The following is a 7266-nucleotide window of genomic DNA, read 5'->3' as shown; positions in this document are numbered from 1 at the left end:
TGCGGCACCAGCGCCACCTGCTGTAAGTAGCTGTTTAATTGCACGGTGTGGATGGGGATGCCGTCCACCAGAATCTCGCCTTCCACCGGATCGTAAAAGCGGTGCAGGAGGTTGATGAGCGTGGTCTTGCCGGCGCCGCTGGGCCCCACCAGCGCCACCATCTCCCCGGGCTCCACGGTGAAATTGAGTCCTTTCAGCACTTCCTGGTCCGGCCTGTAGTGGAAATGCAGGTTTTTCACCTCCACGCGGCCGACGATGGGGGGCATGGGTTTCGCGCCAGGAATATCCTTCACCTCGCCCTCGGTGTTCAATATGTCGAAAATGCGCTGACTCGCCCCCAACGCCTCCTGAATGCGCGTGTACAGCCGGGCGAAACTGCCCATCGGGCCGGCAATGATGGTGGCGTACAGGATGAAGGCGATCAACTCGCCGGGGCTGATGTTGCCCGCGATCACCTGGTGCCCGCCGTACCACAGCAGAATCAGTGCGGTGATGAAGGCGATGAAGCCGATCGACGGCCCGAAGAACGCCGAGATCTTCACCCGCTTCTTCGCCGACTCAAAGCTGTCCTCCACCGCCGCCTCGAAGCGGTCGATCTCCAGCTTCTGCTTGACGAACGATTTCACTACCGCCATGCCGCTTAGGTTTTCTTCCAGTATGGTGGTGGAGGTGGACAGCTTGTCCTGGATCTCCGTGGACAACGCGCGCAACTGCTTGCCGAAGTAACGCGCGAACAAAACCAGGATGGGCGCCAGCACGAGGATCATGAACGTCAGTTTCCAGTTCATGTAGATGATGATGATCACGCCGCCGAACAGGCGGATCGACTGCTGTAATATCGTCGCCGGCAGGTCGGTGATGACGCCCTCGATGGTGGAGATGTCGTTGGTCATGCGCGACATGATCTCGCCGGTGCGCCGTTTCACGAAAAAGCTCATCGACAGTTTGTGGATGTGGCGGAAGATGCGCTTGCGGAAGTCGGTGGTGACGCGCTTTTCGGTGATGTCGTACAGGTAATTGTGCGCCGTGCTGAACAGCATCTGCGAAAGAAACAACAGGGCGATGATCCATGCCATGTCGTTCAGCAGTGCCACGTCCTTCTTCACCATCACCACGTCCACCAACTGCTTGACGAACAGCGGGATCGCCAGGTTGGTGGCGGAGGCGAGGATCAACAGGATGCTCCCCCAGAACAGCATGGTGCGGTAGGGGTACAGAAAACGGGCGAGTTGTCTTGCGTATTTCATGTCGTGACTGGGGTTGGGGGTTGATTGCGAGGCCACATCATACCGTCAACCGCCACAGCGCGGAACCGAAAATTTGAACAGGGCAGGGCGGTTATCAGTGCATCATGCTGGGGAGGCCGGGGATGAAGGGGATGATGATGGACACGGCGATCAGGATGATGATGATCCATTCCAGAATCTCCACCCGCCGGTTGGACTCGGCGTCCGACAGCTTGCCGTAGATGCTCTCGATGGTGTCGAGCTTGCGGAGAATGCTTTCCTGCCAGTCTTCCAGTCCCATCTGGCGCGATGCCAGGTCGTACAGCCGCGCCAGGAACACGTCGCCGAACAGCTTGAGCGAGTTGGTCACGCCGTCGAAGATGATCTCGGTGTCCAGTTGGAACTGGCCGATACTGCGCAGTTGCGGGTAGAAGGACTTGAAGGCCACGGGCGACTTCCGGTCGCCGAGCGGCGTCAGGTAATCGTAAAACTCGTCAAGCGCCTGGTTCAGCTTGTCGTTCAGGAAGGCAAACTCGAGGAGCGCCACGTTGGTGTACTCGAGCACGGTGCAGATGTCCTCCGGCTCGGTGTCGTACACCAGCGCGCAGTCCCAGCCGACGAAGGTGACGTCCTCCAGCCCGTACGAGATGCGGTTGGAGATGATGTCCTCGGTCTCCTCGTGCGACAGCCGCTCGCGCTCGCCGCGCAGAAGGCGGGCGACCGTCTCCGGATACTTTTCGATAAGGTCGTGCACGCTGACCGTCGGATCGAATTCCTCGATCTGGAATACGAAGTAGTCCTCGAAGTGCGGCGACACCGACAGGCGGCTCACCGCCGGGCCGATGTCTTTCAGCACCTGGTCGAGGGCGCGGCGGGCGTGTTGCCGGAGAGCCTCGCTTTCGGAGGCGGTTTCGATGAACGACACCAGTTCCGTCAGCGTGCCGGAGAAGGGGACGACGAGGTCGATCGACACCGCGCCGAACTCGAACAGCAACGCATGCACCTGGTTCTCGGTTATGTGGCGCGGGGTGATGTGGAACGGGTCGACCGGCGTGGACAGCCACACAGGCGACGGCGTCAGTTGAAAATACTTGCTGACGCGCCGCTTCGCCTGGATCTGCGAGCGGCCCTTGGGCGCGGTGATGCGCCGGTCGGCTTCGTCGAGATTGATGGCGAAACCGACGTCGTAGGCGAAATATAGATGCGCGGTGCCGTTTTTTATGGAAATATCGGGTCGCTCGGCGGGCTTCCCGGCGGTCTCGGTGACGGTCATGCGCGTGCCTGTGAATGAGAAATACGAGTTAGTGAAGCCACGGCATCTTAATAAAAAGGTTTCCCCTGATTTTTATTTCATCCCCCTTTTCAGAGGGCATCCGCAGGGTGACGGATTCAGGAGGGGGTTACCGGTCGTTTTCTTCTTTTAATCTGTATTCATCGGCGGTTTAGATCAGCCGCTCCGCTTCCCCCTCTCCAGAATTAGTTTGGACGAAACGGTATGTGGGAACAACTGAAAATCATCTTCGCGGACATCAAAATTCAACATACCGTGTTCGCCCTGCCGTTCGCCGTGATGAGCGCCTTCCTGGCGGCGGAAGGCATGCCCACCTGGGAGCAGTTGCTGTGGATCCTGCTCTGCATGTTCGGCGCGAGGAACGCCGCCATGGCCTTCAACCGCATCGTGGACGCCCGCCTGGACGCCAAAAACCCGCGCACCGAACACCGCGCCCTGCCCGCGGGCAAGGTGGGGATGGGACAGTACGGGGTGTTCCTCCTCGTGTCGTCCGCCGTCTTCATCTTCGCCGCCGGAATGCTGAACCGCCTCGCGCTGTGGCTGTCGCCGGTGGCGCTGGCCATCGTGTTTTTCTACTCGATCACCAAACGCTTCACCCCGTACTCGCACGTGTTTCTGGGATTCGCCCTGTCGGTGGCGCCGGTGGGGGCGTGGGTGGCGATCCGCGAGGAGATTTCGTTCACCTCGTTGGTGCTGGGGGCGGCGGTGGTGTTCTGGCTCACCGGGTTCGACATCATTTACGCCTGCATGGACGTGGAGGCCGATAGAAAGAACCGGCTTCATTCCATCCCGGCGCGGTTCGGGGTCGGCCCGGGCTTGTGGCTGGCCCGCGCCGCGCACGCCATGATGGTGATCTTCCTGCTCGGCCTGATGTGGTTGTCGCCTTTGCTGGGCGTGACGTACCTGGTCGGCGTGCTCGCCGTGGCGGGGTTGTTGATCTACGAGCATTCCCTCGTGCGCGAAGATGACCTGACGCGCGTGAACATCGCCTTCTTCAATGTGAACGGACTCATCAGCCTCACCCTCATGACCCTCGTCATCGTGGATTGCATGTGGGTGTGACGGGGGAGGGGAACCACCGATGCACACAGACCCGGCCAGGCCGGGAACAAACGAAGGGAAACGATGATCTCTTTCTCCCTTGGCGGAAGCCTCCCACAGGGATAGGCTGGAGTGAGGAGGGTTCATTTCTTCCTCCCCTTTTCAAGGGGCACCCCCAGGGTGACGGATTGAGGAGGGGATACAGGGGGCTTTTTCCTCCGGAAGGGAATGGTCTTGGTTAAAATTATAATTGATTTGGGTGAAAATTCTGTGCCTTTCTAAATAGACCCCCAAGTATAAGGTTAAAAGCCGACACCTTGTGGCATCCTGATGACTAAACAAGCTCAAATTAAAGAAGAAAAAATATTGTTTGAAAGATTTCGTGAAGTTTATTTTTTACCTATTGGCGACGTAATTTATGGGAATAGCCCAGATGTGATTTTAAAGGGTAAAAATAAGATAGGGATTGAGCTAACAAAACTTTATTTTGAAAAGGGGAATGTTCCTGAAGCGGAGCAAAGGCAAATCAAATTGCGTGAAAACATTGTGGCTGAGGCCCAGAAATTATATCAAAGCCAAGGTGGGAAAAGCTTTGAGTTAACCTTTTCATTTAATAGAGCAACCCCCATCGAGAGTAAGAATAAGAAAAAGCTGATTAAAAAGCTGTCCGAACTGGCAAGGAATATTGAAGGTTTTAACGGGGGCGATCTTCCTGGCCAACTTTATAGCAATATTCCCGAATTAGATTATGCGTATTTAAACAAAAACGAATACCCCGATCCAACTTGGCGAATAGTAACGCTTACGGAGGGATTGGAGCTTTCGAAGAATGATCTCCTTGCAATTGTGAGAGAAAAGGAAGAAAAAGCGAAAGATTATGAAAAGTGTGATTTGTACTGGTTGCTTGTGACTGTAGATTTTTTTGACCCTGTACAGGATCGGGAGTTTCCTCGTAAAGATTTTGATAAAATTGAATCGGAGGTTTTTGATAAAATTTTTGTTTATCGAACCACCGGAGAGGTTCTCGAGGTAAAATAAATTCAAACCCTTTGCCTTACGGCGCTGGAATCGGGTATAATCCCATCCTCTATTAAAACAATGTACCTTGTGGGGTGTTGTGGTGTTTGAGTTTCTGGATCAACGGCTGAAACCGATTGAAGACAAAGTGAAAGCGGGCGAGCGCCTGTCGTTCGACGACGGGGTGACGCTGTTCAAGACGCCGGACCTGTTGGGCGTCGGCCGGCTGGCCACCATCGTGCGCGAGCGCAAAAACGGCGACAATGCCTACTTCATCCACAACCGCCACATCAACCCGACCAACGTCTGCATCCACACCTGCAACTTCTGCGCGTTCGGCGTGAAAGCCGACGCCCCCAACGCCTACGAAAAATCGCTGGATGAAATCTTCTCCGACGCGCAGGCCTACCAGAATGGCAAGGTCAGCGAGTTCCACATCGTCGGCGGCCTGCACCCGGACTGGCCCTACAAGGTGTACCTCGACATGGTGCGCGGTCTCAAGGAACGGTTTCCCGATGTCCACCTGCAGGCGTTCACGGCGGTGGAGCTGGATTACCTGGCGCGCCTCGCGGGCAAGCCGCTGAAAGAAACGCTCGAAGAACTGCACGACGCAGGGCTGGGATCGATCCCCGGCGGCGGCGCGGAAATTTTCGCCAAGCGTGCGCGCAAGAAAATCTGCAATGACAAGATCACCGGCGAGCGCTGGCTGGAGGTGCACGAGACGGCGCACGGCGTCGGCCTCAAGAGCAACGCCACCATGCTGTACGGTCACCTGGAGTTTGCGGAGGAGCGCGTCGACCATCTGGTCCGCCTGCGCGAACTGCAGGACAAAACCGGCGGCTTCGTCACCTTCATCCCGCTGGCGTTTCATCCGGAGAACACCAACCTGCATTTCCTGCCGCCGACGTCGGGTCAGCTGGACCTGCGCGCCCTGGCGGTCAGCCGCCTCATGCTCGACAACTTTCCGCACATCAAGGCGTTCTGGATCATGATCTCGCCCAAGATCGCACAGCTTTCCATGTCTTTCGGCGCGGACGACATGGACGGCACCGTGGTCGAGGAAAAAATCATCCACGCCGCCGGTGCGACGACGGACCAGATTTTCCATCAGCGCGAGATCATCGACATGATCATCGAATCCGGCCGCCTGCCGATGGAACGCGACACGCTGTACGAAGACACCCACCTCGCCGCGGTGTAATACCCGCTTTTGGAATAATTTCCCTCACTCATTCACATCTTTTGCGATTGAGAGCCTGCGTGGTCTCTCCTTTTCAAAATCCGTGAAAGTGGTAAAATCAAATGATCACCGTCAACGGGGACAGCGTTTGCGGAGGTGCGGACCATGAGTCAGCCGATTCGAAAGCAGAAACCCAGGCCGAGGAAAAATGTCGTCGGCGGGGTGGATTTCAGCAAAGATTACATCTGCCTCACCTGCGGATGCCAGCGTCGGCCCGTCAACGTGCGGCGCGGTCACATCGTCATCGAAATCCTGTTATGGTTGTGCTTCATCGTGCCCGGCGTGGTGTACGCGGTATGGCGGACCCTGCGCCGCCATGACGTCTGCCCCAAATGCCGCACGCCTTCGATCGTGAAAACCACCTCGCCGCAGGCGTTTCAACTGCGCCGCTTGATGAGCACGTTGAGTCAGCCGAAGGACAAACCCGCAGGCGAGGCCTGAATCCCGGAAATGCGTCATGGATAACGAAACCAAATCAACGTCACAGGCCAACCCTCCTGAGCGATCCGATAAGAAAAACCCGCCGGAGGAAAAAGGCAATAACGTGCAGGACATCCTCCAAAAGGCGCGCCGGCGTGGTATCCAGCAAAAAGGCCAGCAGGGCGTCATCGAATTCGACTATCCCCGCAAGAAAGAGTAAACTTTTCCCCCGGCGCAATCCGGCCAAAGACCAACCCCACTCGGAACGAGGCATGACGGCAGACGATCGCGACTTCAGCGGCCGCGAGTTGAAAGAGAAGGACTTCAGCGGGCAGGACTTGAGCCAGTCGGATTTCGCGGAGGCGGACTTGACGGCGGCGAACCTGTCGAACTGCATTCTCACCTATTCCCAGTTTTACCGTGCGCGGTTGTTGCAGGTGCGGGCGGAGGCGGCGGACGTCTCCCAGTCCAGTCTCATGGAAGCCAACATGAGCCACAGCCGTTTTACCGGTGCGTCGTTCGCCGGCTCGGAGCTGGAAGGCGCGGACCTGCGGCATTCGCATTTTGCCAACGCCGACTTTTCGGAAACCAACCTCACCGGCGCCTATCTGGAGGGGGCGAACCTGGAGGGCGCGAATTTAAAGCAGGCGGAGTTGAAGGCGGGTGACCTGCGCAAGACCGTGTTCCACAACGCCAACCTGTTCGAAGCGGATCTCCGTTACACGCGACTGGATGAAGCCGACTTCACCGGCGCGAACCTGGAGGGGGCCGACTTTACCGGCGCGGACCTGTATAACGTGAAGTTCAACGATGCAGACATGCAGGATGTGGACTTCACTGAAGTGGATATTTCCGGATGCGATTTCACCGGCGCAAAAAACCTCACCTGCGGGCAGATCGAGTCCGCCATTTTCCAGAAAGACACCGTCGCCTTTCCCGATTACATCTCCATTCGCTGGCTGGACGATAACGAATACGAATGCACCTGCGCAGATTGACGTGGGGTTGCGCTGTTCAGAACGGCAATTCCG

General features: G+C 57.0%; 8 protein-coding genes (1 of these 8 running past the window's edge). 6 read left to right on the top strand and 2 right to left on the bottom strand.

Going from position 1 to position 7266, the window contains the following annotated elements:
• Window positions 1-1247, bottom strand: partial view of an ABC transporter ATP-binding protein gene (locus J2S31_RS09480; RefSeq protein ID WP_237098845.1) — the 5' portion only. Its footprint begins 514 nt before the window's first position; 1247 of the gene's 1761 nt are visible here — the first part of the coding sequence; the start codon lies at window positions 1245-1247; its stop codon lies off the left edge, out of view.
• 94 nt (window positions 1248-1341) lie between these two features.
• The gene (locus J2S31_RS09475) at window positions 1342-2499 is read right to left on the bottom strand and encodes a hypothetical protein (protein WP_237098844.1); all 1158 of its coding nucleotides are present in this window, start codon (window positions 2497-2499) and stop codon (window positions 1342-1344) included.
• Window positions 2500-2721: 222 nt separating this feature from the next.
• Between J2S31_RS09475 and J2S31_RS09470 the strand changes: the two genes are divergently transcribed.
• The 6 genes from J2S31_RS09470 (at window position 2722) to J2S31_RS09445 (ending at window position 7233) form a co-directional block, all read left to right on the top strand.
• Entirely contained in the window at window positions 2722-3579 is an 858-nt protein-coding gene (locus tag J2S31_RS09470) for a UbiA-like polyprenyltransferase (protein WP_237098843.1), read from the top strand.
• A gap of 309 nt (window positions 3580-3888) precedes the next feature.
• Entirely contained in the window at window positions 3889-4596 is a 708-nt protein-coding gene (locus tag J2S31_RS09465; RefSeq protein ID WP_237098842.1) for a hypothetical protein, read from the top strand.
• Between the two features lie 79 nt (window positions 4597-4675).
• On the top strand, window positions 4676-5776 hold the full coding sequence (mqnE, locus tag J2S31_RS09460; protein ID WP_371831652.1) for an aminofutalosine synthase MqnE: 1101 nt from the start codon (window positions 4676-4678) through the stop codon (window positions 5774-5776).
• Between the two features lie 144 nt (window positions 5777-5920).
• Window positions 5921-6256, top strand: coding sequence for a YqaE/Pmp3 family membrane protein (locus tag J2S31_RS09455; RefSeq protein ID WP_237098840.1), 336 nt, complete (start codon window positions 5921-5923; stop codon window positions 6254-6256).
• A 16-nt stretch (window positions 6257-6272) separates the two neighbouring features.
• Window positions 6273-6455, top strand: a complete 183-nt coding sequence (locus tag J2S31_RS09450) for a hypothetical protein (RefSeq protein ID WP_237098839.1) — start codon at window positions 6273-6275, stop codon at window positions 6453-6455.
• Window positions 6456-6507: 52 nt separating this feature from the next.
• Window positions 6508-7233 carry a pentapeptide repeat-containing protein gene (locus tag J2S31_RS09445; protein WP_237098838.1) on the top strand — a complete coding sequence of 242 codons (726 nt, stop codon included), beginning with the start codon at window positions 6508-6510 and terminating at the stop codon, window positions 7231-7233.
• The last annotated feature ends 33 nt before the right edge of the window (window positions 7234-7266 follow it).

Origin of the sequence: Nitrospina gracilis Nb-211 (assembly GCF_021845525.1) — a bacterium.
GTDB classification, from domain to species: Bacteria; Nitrospinota; Nitrospinia; order Nitrospinales; family Nitrospinaceae; genus Nitrospina; species Nitrospina gracilis_A.
This window is presented reverse-complemented; position numbering and strand designations above follow the sequence as displayed.